Source organism: Caballeronia sp. SL2Y3 (assembly GCF_022879575.1).
GTDB lineage: Bacteria > Pseudomonadota > Gammaproteobacteria > Burkholderiales > Burkholderiaceae > Caballeronia.
In genome coordinates this window covers 1,020,131-1,035,481 of the sequence record NZ_CP084261.1, presented here as the reverse complement: position 1 = coordinate 1,035,481, position 15,351 = coordinate 1,020,131, and the positions used below count along the sequence as shown (strand labels likewise).

Annotated in this window: 15 protein-coding genes and 1 tRNA gene; 14 read left to right on the top strand and 2 right to left on the bottom strand. The window is 66.3% G+C overall.

The window, feature by feature from the left end; translation table 11 throughout:
- Nucleotides 1–9: 9 nt before the first annotated feature.
- The 3 genes from LDZ26_RS18080 to LDZ26_RS18070 all read left to right on the top strand — a co-directional run bounded on the left by LDZ26_RS18080 (nt 10) and on the right by LDZ26_RS18070 (nt 2,828).
- On the top strand, nt 10–2,013 hold the full coding sequence (locus tag LDZ26_RS18080; RefSeq protein WP_244849522.1) for a VTT domain-containing protein: 2,004 nt from the start codon (nt 10–12) through the stop codon (nt 2,011–2,013).
- Nucleotides 2,014–2,056: 43 nt separating this feature from the next.
- A complete protein-coding gene (locus LDZ26_RS18075; protein WP_244849521.1) occupies nt 2,057–2,677 on the top strand; it encodes a DedA family protein in 621 nt (206 codons plus the stop codon).
- A gap of 55 nt (nt 2,678–2,732) precedes the next feature.
- Nucleotides 2,733–2,828: transfer RNA gene (locus tag LDZ26_RS18070), tRNA-Sec, on the top strand.
- 74 nt (nt 2,829–2,902) lie between these two features.
- On the opposite strand, the gene LDZ26_RS18065 is transcribed toward LDZ26_RS18070, so the two are convergent.
- On the bottom strand, nt 2,903–3,181 hold the full coding sequence (locus LDZ26_RS18065) for a hypothetical protein (RefSeq protein ID WP_244849520.1): 279 nt from the start codon (nt 3,179–3,181) through the stop codon (nt 2,903–2,905).
- Between the two features lie 41 nt (nt 3,182–3,222).
- On the bottom strand, nt 3,223–4,122 hold the full coding sequence (locus tag LDZ26_RS18060; RefSeq protein ID WP_244849519.1) for a polysaccharide deacetylase family protein: 900 nt from the start codon (nt 4,120–4,122) through the stop codon (nt 3,223–3,225).
- Between the two features lie 458 nt (nt 4,123–4,580).
- Here LDZ26_RS18060 and LDZ26_RS18055 point away from each other — a divergent pair, with 458 nt between their 5' ends.
- From LDZ26_RS18055 to LDZ26_RS18005, 11 genes are read left to right on the top strand one after another with little or no spacing between them, the layout of a single operon-like run.
- The gene (locus LDZ26_RS18055; RefSeq protein ID WP_244849518.1) at nt 4,581–5,282 is read left to right on the top strand and encodes a beta-ketoacyl synthase chain length factor; all 702 of its coding nucleotides are present in this window, start codon (nt 4,581–4,583) and stop codon (nt 5,280–5,282) included.
- On the top strand, nt 5,269–6,060 hold the full coding sequence (locus LDZ26_RS18050; RefSeq protein WP_244849517.1) for a 1-acyl-sn-glycerol-3-phosphate acyltransferase: 792 nt from the start codon (nt 5,269–5,271) through the stop codon (nt 6,058–6,060). The genes LDZ26_RS18055 and LDZ26_RS18050 overlap by 14 nt, the downstream gene beginning before the upstream one ends.
- Nucleotides 6,041–6,340, top strand: a complete 300-nt coding sequence (locus LDZ26_RS18045; RefSeq protein WP_244849516.1) for a phosphopantetheine-binding protein — start codon at nt 6,041–6,043, stop codon at nt 6,338–6,340. The genes LDZ26_RS18050 and LDZ26_RS18045 overlap by 20 nt, the downstream gene beginning before the upstream one ends.
- 2 nt (nt 6,341–6,342) lie before the next feature.
- Nucleotides 6,343–6,594: an acyl carrier protein gene (locus LDZ26_RS18040; RefSeq protein ID WP_244850306.1), complete on the top strand. Its 252-nt coding sequence runs from the start codon at nt 6,343–6,345 to the stop codon at nt 6,592–6,594.
- Nucleotides 6,594–7,232: a hypothetical protein gene (locus LDZ26_RS18035; RefSeq protein ID WP_244849515.1), complete on the top strand. Its 639-nt coding sequence runs from the start codon at nt 6,594–6,596 to the stop codon at nt 7,230–7,232. The genes LDZ26_RS18040 and LDZ26_RS18035 overlap by 1 nt, the downstream gene beginning before the upstream one ends.
- Complete coding sequence (locus tag LDZ26_RS18030) at nt 7,229–8,920, top strand: AMP-binding protein (RefSeq protein ID WP_244849514.1); 1,692 nt, start codon at nt 7,229–7,231, stop codon at nt 8,918–8,920. The genes LDZ26_RS18035 and LDZ26_RS18030 overlap by 4 nt, the downstream gene beginning before the upstream one ends.
- Entirely contained in the window at nt 8,917–10,677 is a 1,761-nt protein-coding gene (locus LDZ26_RS18025; RefSeq protein WP_244849513.1) for a glycosyltransferase, read from the top strand. Before LDZ26_RS18030 ends, LDZ26_RS18025 begins: the two co-directional genes overlap by 4 nt.
- Entirely contained in the window at nt 10,661–11,101 is a 441-nt protein-coding gene (locus LDZ26_RS18020; protein ID WP_244849512.1) for a thioesterase family protein, read from the top strand. The genes LDZ26_RS18025 and LDZ26_RS18020 overlap by 17 nt, the downstream gene beginning before the upstream one ends.
- The gene (locus tag LDZ26_RS18015; protein ID WP_244849511.1) at nt 11,098–11,754 is read left to right on the top strand and encodes an outer membrane lipoprotein carrier protein LolA; all 657 of its coding nucleotides are present in this window, start codon (nt 11,098–11,100) and stop codon (nt 11,752–11,754) included. Before LDZ26_RS18020 ends, LDZ26_RS18015 begins: the two co-directional genes overlap by 4 nt.
- Entirely contained in the window at nt 11,754–14,168 is a 2,415-nt protein-coding gene (locus LDZ26_RS18010; RefSeq protein WP_370650702.1) for an MMPL family transporter, read from the top strand. Before LDZ26_RS18015 ends, LDZ26_RS18010 begins: the two co-directional genes overlap by 1 nt.
- Nucleotides 14,165–15,349 (top strand): beta-ketoacyl-[acyl-carrier-protein] synthase family protein, encoded by a 1,185-nt coding sequence (locus tag LDZ26_RS18005; RefSeq protein WP_244849509.1) that lies wholly within the window; start codon nt 14,165–14,167, stop codon nt 15,347–15,349. The genes LDZ26_RS18010 and LDZ26_RS18005 overlap by 4 nt, the downstream gene beginning before the upstream one ends.
- Nucleotides 15,350–15,351 lie beyond the last annotated feature (2 nt).

The following is a 15,351-nucleotide window of genomic DNA, read 5'->3' as shown; positions in this document are numbered from 1 at the left end:
GGCGAACCGATGGAGCATTCCTACTACGCGCTGCTGCATCTGCTGTCGGGCCATCCCGAATGGACGCTCGCGGTCGTGCTGCTCGCGTCGTTTCTGGAATCGGTCGCGTTCATCGGCACCTTCGTGCCCGGCAGCACTGCGATGTTCGTCGCGGGCGCGCTCGTCGGCGCGGGCGCGCTGAATCTCGTTCTGGTATTCGTCTGCGCGATCGCGGGCGCGATTGCCGGCGACGCCGCGAGCTTCTGCTTCGGCGCGCGCTATGCCGATGTCATCGCGCAGATGTGGCCGTTCCGCCGCCATCCGGGTGCGCTCGCCGCGGGCAAGCGGTACTTCCACGCGCACGGCGCGAAGAGCGTGGTGCTCGCGCGCTTCGTGGCGCCGATGCGCGCCGTGGTGCCGGTCGTCGCGGGCCTCTCGGGCATGACGCCCGCGCGCTTTCTCGCCGTCAACGTCCTGAGCGCGCTGATCTGGGCGCCGCTGCATATCCTGCCGGGCGTGGTGTTCGGCGCATCCATCGAACTGGCGGGCGCGGTGTCCATCCGGCTCGTCGTCATACTCGTGGCCGTGACGGCGATCGGCTGGCTCGTCTTCAATCTGACGCGCGTGATCGTGGGGCACGCGAAGGGCTGGACGCTCGCTTCGCGCGCAACGCTGCTCGCGTGGGCGCAGCGCAACGACGGCGCGCCGGCGCGAATCGTCTCGCGCGCCCTCGATCCGGCGAATCCGGCGACTTCGCTCATCGTTGCCATTTCCGTGTTGCTCCTTGCATCGGTCATGGCGTTCTTCTACGTGATGTCGAACGTGGCGCGCGGCTCGTCGCTCGTGCAGGTGGATGTCTCCACGTACCGCCTGTTGCAGTCGTTCCGCTCGACGTGGGCCGATTCGATCCTCGACGGCGCGGCCGCGCTCGGCAGCACGCCGACCTTGCTTGCGGTCGCGGCGACCGTCATCGTCTGGATGATCGTCGAGCGGCGCTGGCGCACGGTCGCCTACTGGATGGTCGCGGTCGTGTTCTCGCAACTGCTCGTCGCCGCGATTCGCATGACCGCGCATCACCGCTTGCCGCTGTCGTTCGCGCCGGTGGAGCACACGTTCCCGAGCCCGCATCTCGCGGCGGCCGTGATCATCTACGGCTTTCTGGCGTTTTTGCTGCTGCGCCGCGTGGGCATGCTGACCGGCGTGTGCATCGCCACGGCGACGTCGGGCATCGTGACGGCCATCGCGCTCGCGGGCCTCTACTTCGGACGCTTCACCATCTCGGACGCGCTCGGCAGCGCGGCGCTCGCGGCCATGTGGGTGTTTCTCATCGCGCTGACCGCTGTTTGGCGGCATCCGGGCAAGCCAAGACGCCGTCCGCTGATGCCGTTCGCGATTCTCGCCGTGATCTGCGCGAGCGTCGGCTTGCAGCTGAGCGACGACACGCAGGCGCACAGCGCCGCGCCGCCGACGGTCGTCATCACGCCGATCCAGTGGACGGACACCGTCTGGCGCACCTTTTCGTGCTACCGCGCGAGCATGGACGGCGACCGCCGCGAGCCGATCACCGTGCAATGGGCCGCGACGCCCGCCGAGATTCGCGCGCAGCTGTCGAGCCGCGGCTGGACGCAAGCCACGGGACTGACGATGAAGAGCGTGATGTCGGTCGTCTCGCCGAACGCGCACGCGACCGCGCTGCCGGTGCTGCCGCGTCTGAACAACGGCGAGCCGTCGAAGCTCATGTTCACGCGCTCGCGCCGCGGCGCTGACGAGCGCGACGTGCTGCGCTTCTGGCCGACGCGCTATGTGCTGAAGGAGCGCGCCGATGCCGCGCCGACGCCTATCTGGCTCGGCTCGATCGTTCATGAGCGGCTGCGCCGTCCGTCGTGGCCGTTCAACGTGCTGCGGCCGGACCGGCGCGTCGATTCGATGGCGCTGGACCGTGGCGATGCGTCGTCATGGCACGGCATCGAAATTGCGAACAGCGCGGGGTGCGGCAGCGTGCCGGTGATGCTGGTCCAGTCGAGGACTCAATGATTTTTCGAAGCGAATGCCGGCGCGCGCGCCGCGGAGGTGGCAGTTGATTCAGATTCCGCCGTCGGCGATTGCGCAGTGGGGCGCGGCCGCGGTCTTCGGCAACGTGCTGCTGACGCGGCTGGGCGTGCCGCTGCCGTCGGCGCCGCTGCTCGTCTTCGCCGGATCGATGATCGCGAGCGGGCGGCTATCGCTTTGGCATGTGCTGATCGCGGCGGTTTGCGGCGCGCTGCTCGGCGACAGCGCGTGGTTTTCGGCGGGACGCATCTACGGACGGCGGCTCGTGGCCGCGCTTTCGCGTCGTTCGTATGCGATCGAATCCGGCATGCGCACGACGAGCGAGCTATTCGAGCGGTACGGCGCGCCGATCATCGCGATATCGAAGTTCGTGCCGGGACTCGGACTCGTCACGCCGCCGCTGATGGGCACGACGCGTATCGCCGCGCTTGTCTTTCTGCTCTGGGATGCGGCGGGCATTGTCGCGTGGTCCGCGTTCTGGGTGCTGGGCGGCGCGTTGTTCCAGCGGCAATTGCACTTCGCGCTCGTCGAGTTGCAGATGCATGGCGCGACTGTCATCGATCTGCTCGCGCTCGTCGCGTTGCTGTACTGCGCGTATCGACTTCTGCGCCGACGCACGCCGGGGCGGTCCGGCGACGATGCGCGCTGACGCGTGCGGTTTTGGTTCCGCCGCTATAATCGTGGGCTTCGTTCTTTTCAGCCGGGGAAGGCATTCGTATCCGGTGGTGCGGCTGGGCTTCAAACCCAGTTGGGGGTGTCAGACACTCCCAGGTAGGTTCGACTCCTGCTGCCTTCCGCCAATTGCGCTTTGGGCGTGATCGGAGCGTCGCGCTCCGTGGTCCGTCGGGTTGCTTCCCGGCCGGCCCTCGACTTCTCAGCTAGCCACGCACGAAAACGTCAGTTCCGCTTCCTGCGGCGTCCAGCCTCGAACGCCATGCGTCTGCATATCGACCTGATGCATTCGCTTTCCTTGTTGCCTGCAGTACTCATCGGCGCGCTTCAGGCTCGACGCCTTGATTTCGCCCCAGGAAGTCATCCCGCCGCGTACCTGTGTGGTCACGGTGTAGTTTGCGTCGCTGGCCGGGGCAACTTCAGAGACGGATGTGCAGGCTGCCAGAAAGATCGAGGCGGTGAGGACGGTAACGAGCTTCATTTTGTTTGGGTTCAACGGCTAGAAACGAAAAGAGGGGACGGTCAAAGTGGCTCGGAACGCGCACTGAGCGTTCGACGCCCGGAGGAAGACGGTGCCCGTTCCTCGCGCGCATCCCGCAAGGTCACGAAGCGCAATCCCGACGACCGAACCCTCTCGATGAGCCGAGGCAGCACCGCCAGCACCACCGGCTCGCCCGCCGATGTCAACGCCGCGCCGGCGTCGTGGATCAGGAGGATGTCTCGGGCGGCGAGTCCGTTCACGAGTCGTTCGAGCACGCGATCAGCGTCACATTCGCGCGTATCGAATCCTCGCCGCGTCCACGCCGCGAGCTGAAGGTCCAGCCGTTGCAGCACCGGGTCGAGAAAGAGATTTCGTAACCCGGCTGGCGCGCGAAAGAACATTGGCCGCTCGCCTGTCACTGCTTCGAGCGTCCGTTGAGCAGCGGCGATTTCCTTCGTGAGCCAGAACGGCCACGTGACCGAGAACGTGTGCACGTGCCTGTGCGTATGATTCTCGACGGCGTGACCTCGCGCGACGATTTCCCGTACCAGCGCCGGATGCTCCGCAGCGCGTCTTCCAATGCAGAAGAACGTCGCGCGCACGCGATGCCGATCCAGGATGTCCAGAATCTTCGGCGTTACGACCGGATCGGGACCATCGTCGATCGTGAGCGCCACGGCATCGGCGTTGGAGGGCGTGTCAGGCAGGCGGGTCCAGTTACGGCCAAGCAGCGTGGAGCGCGGCCACAGCCCGATCGAAACCACGACGATATGACTCGCGAGCACGCCCGCGAGCCACCACGGCCACGCCGAAGCCCGCAGCAGCCATCCGGCCAGCGCGACCGCGTGCCAGGCGAAGGTCGCGACATACAACGGTGGATAGCCTGTGCGCGGCCAGCGTCGTGGCGCACCGGCAGGCGGCCGCGAAATCATTTGCCTCATCTTCTATGCAGCCTGCGGCACGTCGGTCAGAGGTCCGTCTGGCCGAGGTGTCAAATTCAGTCAAGCGGCGAACGATATCACGCGCGGGAGCACTTGGTGACGCGCCAGTTCGAGAAATGGTCGATAGATCGCTGGGCGAAGGCATCCTTACCGCCCCTGGAAGATAGATGTGTCGTGCGCGGTGCAAGTCTCGTCGCATCTTCGTCGCGCCGATGAGACGAACCGGCAATTACTGCGTACTTTCCCTATTCCCGTCTACCATAACGTCGGTATCATTTGCGCCCCACGCCAGCGATACCCCGGGCGCTCCGCAGGATTTCTGCGTCGAGACGCTAAATAGTCGCTGCGTCGTGCCGTTAATTGGACGGACCACTTAATTACGTCACTTGCTTACTAAGGAATGATCGGGCCGGCTGTTCCGCCCCGATGCTGACTGTTTTCAACGCGCAAACACCGATATGCCCGATCTGCACTGGACCATTCCGGTTGCGCGCTGGTCCTTTTGGCCTGCCACCGCGACCGCCGCGCCTGACGTGAGCTTCGTCGCGCCGATGGCGCGGCGCCGGCTCAGTGCGCTATCGCGGGCCGCGCTGAAGGTTGCCTTCGATTGCGCATCGGCGCTGCCGGCGGTGCGCGTCGTGTTCGCGTCGCGTCACGGGGAACTGCGGCGCACGACCGGCATCCTCTGCGACATCAGTGCAGGCGAACCCGTCTCGCCGACTTCCTTCAGCCTCTCCGTTTTGAACGCGATGACCGGCGTATTCGGCATCGAGCGCGGCGACCGTGCGCCCGCGAGTGCGGTGTCGGCGGGCGCGCAGACGCTCGGCTACGCGTTGCTGGAAGCCCACGCGCAATATGCGACGGATGCTTCGTCCCCGGTGCTGCTCGTCTACGCCGACGAGCCTGCCGATCCGGCCTTTGGAACGATCGAAGACGAAGTGGAGGGCGGCGCGCTCGCGATCTTGCTCGATGCGTCCGCGCAAATCGGGCGACTCGAATGCGTGCGCACAACGTTCGCCGATGACCGGAGCAACGCGTTCGCGAGCGCCCGATGCGTCACGCAAAGCGAAGCGGTCAGGCAGTGTCTGAACGCGAAAGCGCCCGTCCAATGGCGCGGCGCGACGTCGACATGGCAATGGAACTGGCATGAAGGCGTGTGACTATTACTGGCGCCTTGTCGCGACGGCCCTTGCGTTCACTACCTTCGGCATCTGCGGCCTCGGCTTCTCACTGATCGTTTTTCCGATCGCTTCGGTGTGGCCGCATCGCGCGTCGAAGCAGCGCATCATCGCCGGGATCATTCACGCGTTTTTTCGCGCGCTCGTCGCCGTGCTCGTCGGGGTTCGCGTGATGAAGCTCGACGTGAGCGGCGCGCACGCGCTCAATCGCAAAGAGAAGGGCGCCGCGATCGTGGTCGCCAACCATCCGACCTGGCTCGACGTCATGGTGCTTCTGTCGCTCACGCCGCGCGCATGCTGCGTCGTGAAGAGCGCGCACTGGAGCAATCCGTTCTTCTGGGGCGTCATGCGAGCGGCGGATTACGTGAGCAACGCAGACCCCGTCGAACTCGTGGAAGAAGGCGCGCGGCAACTCGCGCGCGGCTACACGATGATCGTCTTTCCGGAAGGCACGCGCAGTCCCGCGCGCAACCGCCTGCACGATTTCTCGCGCGGCTTCGCGCACATGGCGCTCCAATCGCGCGCGCCGATCCTGCCCGTCCTGATCGACTGCGACCCTCCCGCGTTCACCAAAACCATGCGCTGGCACGACGTGCCCGAGCGCGCGTTCCATATGCGCGTGAGCGTGCTCGACGCGCTCGGAGCCGACGCGCTCGTCACTCGCGATGAACCGCCCGCGCTCGCGGCCCGAACCCTCACGAACACGCTGCAAGCCCACATTACCCGGCATCTGATCGACCATGGATTCTTTAAAGCTTGAAATCAAACGGCTTCTGATCGAAGCGCTCGATCTCGAAGACCTGACGCCCGACGATATCGCCGACGATGCGCCGCTCTTTTCCACCGATGGCGTCGGTCTCGACTCCATCGACGCGCTCGAGATCGGCATCGTGCTGCGCAAACATTATCAACTGACGATCGCCGCCAACGACGAGCGCGCGCGCGAGCACTTCCGCTCGATCAACACGCTCGCCGAACTGGTCGCAAGCCAGCGCGAGACTGCGCGCGCATCGGACGACACTGCAACAAGAGGGGAATGATTGTGACCGACACCGAAATCCTTGAGCGCATCCGCGCGATCTTCGAAGAGAACTTCGGCATCGCGCCCGAGCGCGTGACGCCGTCCGCGCATCTGTTCGAGGAACTCGACCTGGACAGCATCGATGCGGTCGATCTCGCGATCAAGCTGCAGGAGATGACGGGCCGCCGCATCAAGCCCGAGGAGTTCAAGTCCGTGCGCACGGTGGGCGATGTGATCGCCGCTGTCGAGTCGCTCCTGGCAGCGCAGGACTGATGCAGCCGCAGACCGCCCGCACCCGCGACGACGCGCATCGCAGCTCTATCGGCCCTGCGCTGAGCGTCGCGTTCAAGCTCGCCTATCCCGCCGCTATTCTGTGCGGCTGGTTCTGGAACGCGCCGCGCTATCTCGGTTGCCTGCTGTTCGCGCTGGTCTGGCTGCAGCGCTGCGCGGGCACGGGCGTTCTGGGCGCGTCGCTGCGCACGCTTACGCGCGTGGAATGGGCGGTCGGGTTCATGTTGAGCGCGGCATCGGCCGCGATCGTCTGGACCGACAGCGAGCGGTTGCTCCATATTTATCCGTCTCTCGTGAATCTCGGCTTGCTGATTGCATTCGCTTCGACGCTCGTGCGCGGCCCGTCGATGATCGAAAAATTCGCGCGCATCCGCACGCCCGATCTCAGCGAACCCGCCGTGCGTCACACGCGCCGCGTCACGCAAGTCTGGTGCGCGTTTTTCGCGGCGAACGGCCTGTTCTCGCTCTACACGGCACTGTACTGGTCGCGCGAGGCGTGGTCGCTCTACAACGGCGCGATCGCATACGGCTTGATCGGCGTGTTGCTCCTCGCCGAGGTCGCGTGGCGTTATCTCGTGATTCTTCCGCGCGCGCGGCGCATGGAAGCGGAGGCGTCATGATCCCGCTGCACGAACTGCTCTCGCCAAGACGCGATGCACGAACGCCAGTCTGTCGCGACGACACGACCGACGCGGTCATCACGCATGCCGCATTTCGCGCACGCGTGGCGTCGCTCGCGTTGCAATTGCGCCAAGAGCCGGCGCGCCGTTATGCGCTCTCTATCGACGATCCATTCGACTTCGCCTGCGCACTGTTCGCGCTCTTCGCATGCGGCAAGACGCCGGTGATTCCGGCGAGTTCCGCTCCGGGCTATCTGGCCGATCTCGCCGACGCCTACGACGCCGTCCTGACGGATGCCGTCATAGCCGCTGCAACCGTCGACACGCGCGGGCTCGACACGCTCATGCTGCGCGTGGATTCGCGCGCCCCGCTCACGCTCTACACGTCGGGCAGCAGCGGTACGCCGAAGCCGATCCACAAGACGCTCGCCCAGTTCGACGCCGAAGTGCAGACGCTGGAGCGCGACTGGGGCGCGCTGATCGGCGATGCGACGATGCTTGCGAGCGTGCCGCATCGCCATATCTACGGTCTGCTGTTTCGCATCTTGTGGCCGCTTGCGGCGGGCCGCGCTTTCGACCGCGCGATTTGCGTCGAGCCGCAGCACATTCAGACGCGCATCGCGCGATGCGGTGCAACGGCCATGGTCTCGTCGCCGGCGCAACTGGCGCGCTGGACGGAACTCGCCGGTTTTGCATCGCTCACGCCTGCCCCGCGTGCGTTCTTCTCGTCGGGCGGGCCGCTCGCGAAGGACACGGCGCTCCAATACGCTGGCGTGTTCGGTCACGCACCTGTCGAGATCTACGGGAGCACGGAGACGGGCGGCATCGCATGGCGCAGGCAGAATGAAACGGCGGCGTGGCGTCCTGTGAGCGGCGTGGCAGTGCGGCGTGCCGATGACGGCGCGCTCGAAGTGCGCTCGCCGCATCTGGGCCACGATGACTGGCATCGCACCGACGACGCCATCGCGCTGGACGCCAACGGCCGCTTCACGCTGGAAGGCCGGCTAGACCGCGTCGTGAAGCTCGACGGAAAGCGCGTCTCGCTGCCCGAGCTCGAAGCGCGTCTCACGCTGCATCCCTACGTGGCAGCGGCAAGCGTGGTCCCGCTCGCGGGCGCGACGCGTGAACGCATCGGCGCTGTGATCGCGCTGACCGACGCGGGCTGCGCCGCGCTCGATGAGATCGGTCGCGCGGCGCTCGCAATGATCTTGCGCCGTCATCTCGCCGCCTACTTCGACATCGTGCTGTTGCCGCGTTTCTGGCGCTTTCGCATCGCGTTGCCGTTCGATGCGCGCGGCAAGCTGCCGGTCAAGGCGGTCGCGGCGGCCTTCGGTCCGCGCGCCGAAGGCTTCGAGTTGCTCGCCGAATCGCGCGCGGGCGACACCTTGCGCTATGAACTGCGCGTGCCGCCTTCGCTCGCTCATTTCGCCGGCCACTTTCCGGGCCTGCCGATTCTGCCCGGCGTCGTGCAGGTCGACTGGGCGATCCGGCTCGCGTCCGAACATATCGCGGCGGTGCGTGCAATCGAAAGCGTCGATCGACTGAAGTTCATGGCGCCCGTGCCGCCCGGCGCGGTGCTCGAACTACGGCTCGCGCACGATGCCACGCGGCGGCGCGTGCAGTTCGCTTATCGCATGAACGGACGCGAATGCGCGTCCGGCGCGATCGTGTATCGGGAGAACGCATGAGCGGTGCGACTATCGCGGCGTGCATCGTCATCCCGATCTACAACCACAAGGACGCGATCGGCGATACCGTCGCGCGCCTGAGCGTTCACGGCTTGCCGATGTTCGTCGTCGACGACGGCAGCGACGCCGCGACGCAAACCGTGCTCGGCAAGTTGGCGTGCCGGTATCGCAAGGAAATGACGCTCGTGCGTCTGCCGGTGAACGGCGGCAAGGGCGCTGCCGTGATGGCGGGCCTGCGCGCGGCGCGGCGAGCGGGCTTCACGCACGCGTTGCAGATCGACGCCGACGGACAGCACGACGCGAACGACGTGCCGCTCTTTCTCGACGCGGCGCGCGCCGAGCCGGGCGCGGTCATTCTCGGCCGCCCGGTCTATGACGAGAGCGTTCCGAAATCGCGCTTGTATGGCCGCTATCTGACGCATGTGTGGGTGTGGATCGAGACGCTGTCGTTCACCATTCGCGATTCGATGTGCGGCTTTCGCCTGTATCCGCTCGATGCCGCGTGCGCGCTCATCGACAGCGTGCGGCTCGGCACGCGCATGGACTTCGATATCGAGATCCTCGTGCGTCTCTACTGGCGACGCCTTGCGTTCCGCTCGATCCCGACGCGCGTCGTGTATGCGACGGACGGCGTATCGCATTTCGACGTGCTGTGGGACAACGTGCGCATCAGCGCCAGTCATACGCGGCTCGCGTGCGGCATGGTGCTGCGCTCGCCAATGCTACTCGCGCACAAGCTGATGCCGCGCATCACCACTGCTGGCGACGCCGGGCCGGGCTGGTGGCGCGTCGCGGAGCGCGGAAGCCGCATCGGCATGTCCTTGCTCGCGCTTAGTTGCCGCGTGTTCGGCATGCGATTCACGGGGCTGTGGCTGCATCCTGTGGTCGGCTATTTTCTGCTGACGGGACGCGATGCGCGCGCGGCATCCCACCGGTATTTCGCGCGTCTCGCCGAAGCCGCGCCGGGCGAACGCACGCCGCGTCCCGGCTGGCGCTCTGCGTATCGCCAGATGCTCGCATTCGCGCAGTCGGGGCTCGACAAGCTCGCGGCGTGGTCGGGCCGGATAGCCGATCACGACGCCGTCTTCGACGACCCCGCGCCTTTCGAAGCGCTCATTGCGAGCGGGCGCGGCGCGCTCGTCCTCGGCGCGCATCTCGGCAACCTCGAAATGACGCGCGCGCTCGCCGCCCGCAACGGCCGCGCGAAGGTGACGGCCATCGTTTATACGGAGCACGCCAGGCGCTTCAACAGCGTGCTGTCTTCGGCGAATGGTGACTTCGCGAAGCATCTGATTCACGTGAGCGACTTCGGCCCCGATACCTCGATGATGATGCAGGCGCGCATCGACGCGGGTGAACTGCTGGTGATCGTCGGCGACCGTGTGCCCGCGCATGAGTCCGGCCGCACGACCGAGGCGCGTTTCCTCGGCGCGCCTGCGCCGTTCGCGCAGGGCCCGTATGTGCTCGCGCACGCGCTCGGCTGCCCCGTGTATCTCTTCTTTTGCCTGAAGGAGAACACGGGCCGATATCGTATGTACTTCGAACGATTTGCCGAGCGAATCGAGTTGCCGCGCCGCGAGCGCGCACAACACATCGCGGCATGGGCGCAGCGCTATGCGTCGCGACTGGAACACTATTGCCGCAAGGCGCCGTATCAATGGTTCAATTTCTTCGATTTCTGGGCGCGTGCCGGCAAAGCCTCGCCGATGCCCGGGTCCGGTTTCACCGAAAGCAGGCGTCATGGATCAACTGAATAACAAGAAGACGCTCACCGCGAGCGCGATGGTCGAAGTGCCATTTCATGATGTCGACGCAATGCACGTGTGCTGGCACGGCCACTACCTGAAGTATTTCGAAGTGGGGCGTGCCGCGTTGCTGCGCGCATTCGATTACGACTACGGCGACATGCTGGCGTCGGGCTATGCGTGGCCTATCGTCGAGGCGCATCTGAAGTACGTGCGTCCGGCGCGATACGGGCAGCGCATCGACGTGCGCACGGAACTGCTCGAATACGAGAACCGCCTGAAGATCGCGTATGAACTCGTGGATTGCGTGACGGGCGATCGGCTGACCAAGGGCTATACGATTCAGGTCGCCGTCGACGCGGCCACGCAGGAGTTGCAGTTCGTGTCGCCGCCCGTGGTGTTCGACAAGCTGGAGCGCGTATGGTCGCGTCGATGAAACTTCGCTGCGCGCGTGCCGCGCTCATCGCGTTGCTGCTGACGGCGACCGCAGGCGCGCTTCATGCAGCCACGCCCGCGCAAAGCGCAAGTCAGGATGCGGCGCTCGTCTCGCAAGTGGCTTCGCGGCTGGGTCAGATCAAGGGCGTGCGCGCGCAGTTCACGCAGACGCAGACGCTTTCGGCCATGAAGCAACCGCTCGTGAGCACGGGCACGCTCGTGTTCTATCGGGAGCGCGGCGTGATCTGGCGCGTGCTGACGCCATATAAGGCCACGTTCGTCATCACGGACGCAGGCGTCGCCGAAGTCGATGCCAACGGCAAGCGCATCGGCAGCAAGAGCGCCCGAGGCGTGCAAGGCGTCGCGCAAGTGTCGAAGATGATGCGCGCCATGCTCGGCGGCGACCTGTCGGCGCTGTATTCGCAATTCGATGTCGACGCGCAAGGCTCGCCGTCGCAGTGGACGCTCGATCTCAAGCCGAACCAGCCGCAACTCGCGCAGGCCGTCAAAGCGCTGCAAATGAAGGGCGGCGCGTTCCTGCAGAGTCTGAGGATCGATCTGGCAAGCGGGGACGTCACGCAGATCGACTTTACGAAGAACGAAGCGCTCGACGCGCTGCCTGCCGCCGAGCGTACCTTGCTGGGAGCGCAGTGATGCGGATGGAAGGGCATCGCAGCGCCTTGACGCTTCTCGCCATACGAGCCGCGTGGTTCGTGCTCGCACTCGTGGCTGCGTGGTATTGCGTCTATCGTTTCCAGGGGCCGTCGCCGCTGGAGACGAACCTGCTCGCGCTGCTGCCTGCGACAGAAGCCGATCCCGTCGCCGAAAAAGCGGTGGATCGACTCGCCAATGCGCTGGGCGACCGCACCGTGTTCCTGATCTCGAGCCGCAATGCCGACCACGCGAAGGCGGCGGCGAAGCGCTACGGCGCCGCGTTGCGGGAAAGCGGCGCATTCGCGTCCGTGACGGCGGAGCTGCCGCCGTTCGACGTCGCGCAGATCGCGGCTCTATATGCGCCGTATCGATTCGGTCTCCTGACCCGCGATGACCGCGACGCGCTCGCCAACGCGACGAACGGCGCGCAGGCGCTCTCCGACGCTCTGATGCAGCGCATCTACAACCCGGTGCACGGACCGCTCGCGACGCAACTCGCCGACGATCCCTTCGGCTGGCTCGAACACTGGCTCTCCGACTTGCCGCTCGCCACCTCTGGCCTCGAACTCGAAGACAACCTGCTCGTCGCACATCGCGGCGACATGACGAGCGTACTCGTCGTCACGACGCTGCACGGCTCGGCATATGAATCGCGCACTCAGCGCGCGGTGTTGTCGGCGGCGGCGCAGGCACATGCAGACATGAAGACCGCATGGCCAGATACAACGGTCGCGAGAGCCGGCGCCGTGTTCTACGCTCAGGCGGCGCGCAGCGCGTCGGAGCGCGAAGTGCATCTGATCGGCGTCGTGTCGGCGTGCGGCATCGCGCTTCTCATGCTGTGGGTCTTCCGCTCGCCGCGGCTCTTGCTGCTCGGCTTTTTATCGACGGCGCTCGGCATCGTGTGCGCGCTCGCGTTCACGATGCTCGTGTTCGGCAAGCTCCATTTGCTGACGCTCGTGTTCGGCGCGAGCCTGATCGGCGAAGCCGTCGATTATTCGATCCAGTATTTCGTGGTCTATCTCGGCGCGCAGCGCGAATGGGATGCACGAAAGGGCGCGCGATCGGTGCGGCCCGCGCTCTCCGTGGCGCTCGCTACCAGTCTGCTCGGTTACGCGATACTCGCGTGGGTGCCGTTTCCCGCGCTCAAGCAGATCGCGTGTTTCGCGATGGCCGGCATCGGCGTCGCATTCGCGTCCGTGATGTCGCTGCTGCCCGCGCTGCTCGTGAAGGGACCGACAGCCGCGCGGCGACGCCTCTTCGCGCACTCCGCGACGCTGCTCGCACGCTGGCGCGGCGCGATCGGCGGCAAGCGCGCGTGGCTTCTCGCGGCCGTTCTCGTGGCCATTGCGCTGCCTGGCTGGCTGCGTCTTGCCAGCGACGACGACATCCATCTGCTGATACAACGCGACCCCGTGCTGGTCGCGCAGGAGAACGAAGTGCGCGCGGCAGTCGGCGTCGAAGACACCGCGCAGTCCTTCGTGGTGCGGGGCGGCTCGGAGCAAGCGGTGCTCGAACGCGCGAAAGCGCTCGGCGAAAGGCTCGATGCGCTGACGGGCGACCAATCGGTCGACGGCTGGCGCTCGGTCACCCAATTCGTGCCGTCTGCCCGAACTCAGGCGCAAGCGCGCGCGCTCATCGCGCAACACGTGTTCGCCGATCCGGCCGCGTTGCGCGCGACGCTTTCGCGCGCCGGCTTCCGCGATGACATCGCCGACGCGTGGATGGCTTCGTTCGGCCATGCGCATGCCGAGCCACTGTCGGTCGGGCGCTGGCTCGCCGCGCCGTGGTCGCAGCCGTTTCGGCATCTGTGGCTCGGTCCATACGATGCGGCCGGTCAGCGCGGTTACGCCGCCATCGTGATGCCGCGCCGCGTGACGCCGAAGAACGAGCCGGCGCTCATCGAAGCCGCGCGCGCGATCGAGGGCGTGACCTTCGTCGACAAGGCGGCGAGCGTCTCGAAGCTCTTCGGCGCGTATCGCGTCGATAGCGGCATGTGGCTCGGCGGCGCGCTGGTGCTCGTGCTCGCGCTGTTGATTTTGCGCTATGGTCCGCGCGGCGGCATGGCGACGACGCTGCCCGTGCTGCTCGCCGTCGGCGGGACGCTCGCGGCGTTCGGCTACGCCCGCGTGCCGTTCAATCTGTTCAACTGCCTCGCGCTGATGCTCGTGCTCGGCGTCGGCGCGAACTACGCCGTGTTCCTGCGCGAGGGATGCCTGCGCAGCGACGCCGATCTCGGCGCAGTCTGGGCGGGCGTGCTGCTCTCCGCGGCGACGACGCTGCTGTCGTTCGGACTGCTCGGCATGAGCGCGATGCCCGCATTGAAGAGCTTCGGCGCGACGCTCGCGCTCGGCATCCTCGTCGCGGTGTTGCTCGCGCCGATGAGCATGCCGCCTGAAAGGAGAAACCACGCATGACGCTGCCATCCGTCTATCTGCATGCGCTCGGCATGGTCAATGCGCTCGGCGGCGACCTCGATTCCATCGCGTCCGCGATGACCTCGGGGCAATCGCCGGGCATGGGACCGATGCGCACGCGCCGCGGCGATGCGTTCGTCGGCCGCGTGCTGACTTCGCTCGACGTTGCGCCTACTGCGCCCCTCGCGCGCTTCGACTGCCGCAACAACCGCCTGCTGCTCGCCGCGCTCGAACCGATTCGCGCCGAAATCGAAGCGGCGCGCGAGCGGTACGGCCCGGCGCGCATCGGCGTCGTGCTGGGGACGAGCACGTCGGGGATATCGGCGGCGGAAGAGGCGTTCCTGCATCGCGCAAAAAAGGGCTGCCTGCCAGAGAGCTTCGACTATCGGCAGATGGAGATTGGCACGGCCGCGCCGTTCGCCGCCGCCGCGCTCGACGTGCAAGGCCCGGCGTTCACGCTCTCGACGGCATGCACGTCGAGCGCGAAGGCGTTTGCCGCGGCCCGCAGACTCTTGCAACTCAAGCTTTGCGATGCCGTGGTCGTCGGCGGTGTCGATACTTTGTGCGAGCTCACGTTGCAAGGCTTCGAATCGCTCGAATCCACGAGTATCGAACGCACCAATCCGATGAGCCGCAACCGCAACGGCATCAACATCGGCGAAGGCGCGGCCGTGTTTCTGATGACACGCGACGAAGGCGCCGTGCGTCTTGCGGGCGTGGGGGAATCCAGCGATGCGCATCATATATCCGCGCCGGACCCGCGCGGCGTCGGCGGCGAGCTCGCGTTGCGCGCGGCGCTCGCGGATGCCGGCGTCGCGCCCGCCGACATCGGCTACGTGAACCTGCACGCGACGGCCACGCGCAAGAACGACGAGATGGAAGCGCATCTGATGGCGCGCGTCTTTCCGCAAGGCGTGCCGACGAGCGGCACGAAGCCGATGACGGGGCATCTGCTCGGCGCGGCGGGCGCGACGGAACTCGGCTTCGCGTGGCTCACGCTCACGCGATCCGATTGGCCGTTGCCGCTGCATCGATGGGATGGCGAGGCGGACGCCGATCTGCCTACGCTTGATCTCGTGCAGGAAACGCGCTTCCTCTCGCGCGAAGCGGGCACGCGCCATGTCATGAGCAACTCTTTCGCGTTTGGCGGCAGCAATGTCAGCCTCATTCTCGCAGGCTGACG

Coding starts and splice junctions, on each gene's coding strand:
- LDZ26_RS18080 (WP_244849522.1), top strand. CDS start 10: ATGGAGCATTCCTACTACGCGCTGCTGCATCTGCTGTCGGGCCATCCC.
- LDZ26_RS18045 (WP_244849516.1), top strand. CDS start 6,041: ATGGATTCTTTAAAGCTTGAAATCAAACGGCTTCTGATCGAAGCGCTC.
- LDZ26_RS18005 (WP_244849509.1), top strand. CDS start 14,165: ATGACGCTGCCATCCGTCTATCTGCATGCGCTCGGCATGGTCAATGCG.
- LDZ26_RS18015 (WP_244849511.1), top strand. CDS start 11,098: ATGAAACTTCGCTGCGCGCGTGCCGCGCTCATCGCGTTGCTGCTGACG.
- LDZ26_RS18025 (WP_244849513.1), top strand. CDS start 8,917: ATGAGCGGTGCGACTATCGCGGCGTGCATCGTCATCCCGATCTACAAC.
- LDZ26_RS18055 (WP_244849518.1), top strand. CDS start 4,581: ATGCCCGATCTGCACTGGACCATTCCGGTTGCGCGCTGGTCCTTTTGG.
- LDZ26_RS18030 (WP_244849514.1), top strand. CDS start 7,229: ATGATCCCGCTGCACGAACTGCTCTCGCCAAGACGCGATGCACGAACG.
- LDZ26_RS18050 (WP_244849517.1), top strand. CDS start 5,269: ATGAAGGCGTGTGACTATTACTGGCGCCTTGTCGCGACGGCCCTTGCG.
- LDZ26_RS18035 (WP_244849515.1), top strand. CDS start 6,594: ATGCAGCCGCAGACCGCCCGCACCCGCGACGACGCGCATCGCAGCTCT.
- LDZ26_RS18065 (WP_244849520.1), bottom strand. CDS start 3,181: ATGAAGCTCGTTACCGTCCTCACCGCCTCGATCTTTCTGGCAGCCTGC.
- LDZ26_RS18010 (WP_370650702.1), top strand. CDS start 11,754: ATGCGGATGGAAGGGCATCGCAGCGCCTTGACGCTTCTCGCCATACGA.
- LDZ26_RS18020 (WP_244849512.1), top strand. CDS start 10,661: ATGGATCAACTGAATAACAAGAAGACGCTCACCGCGAGCGCGATGGTC.
- LDZ26_RS18060 (WP_244849519.1), bottom strand. CDS start 4,122: ATGAGGCAAATGATTTCGCGGCCGCCTGCCGGTGCGCCACGACGCTGG.